Origin of the sequence: Allobosea sp. ASV33 (assembly GCF_016428755.1) — a bacterium.
In the GTDB taxonomy this organism is placed as follows: Bacteria; Pseudomonadota; Alphaproteobacteria; order Rhizobiales; family Beijerinckiaceae; genus Allobosea.
Window position 1 is genome coordinate 1 of sequence record NZ_JAELTI010000227.1, and the last position, 400, is coordinate 400.

1 protein-coding gene is annotated in these 400 nt (G+C 74.2%); it reads left to right on the forward strand.

Going from position 1 to position 400, the window contains the following annotated elements:
• Positions 1-210: hypothetical protein (locus JHD80_RS29180; protein ID WP_199093718.1), on the forward strand; the 210-nt coding region annotated here is incomplete at its 5' end.
• Positions 211-400 lie beyond the last annotated feature (190 nt).

Below are 400 nucleotides of genomic sequence, written 5' to 3' on the forward strand. Positions count from 1 at the left end.
CCCCCCCCCCCCCCCCCCCCCCCCCCCCCCCCCCCCCCCCCCCCCCCCCCCCCCCCCCCCCCCCCCCCCCCTCTCTTACTGATACGGCCACCCCCGAGATCTACACCGAAGGTTAATCGTCGGCAGCGTCAGATGTGTATAAGAGACAGGGATGTTGGTTGCGCTCTCGCCCGTGGCCATTTTCGTGCGGTCTTTCCCCGTTTCGGGTGACGATATTCGGCTGAATCTACCAATTTTTGATTAGCCAACTCGGGGGGGGGGGGGGGGGGGGGGGGGGCGGGGGGGGGTGGGGGGGGGGGGGTATGCCGTCTGCAGCTTGAAAATTAGGGGGGGGGGGGGGGGGGGGGGGGGGGGGGGGGGGGGGGGGGGGGGGGGGGGGGGGGGGGGGGGGGGGGGGGGG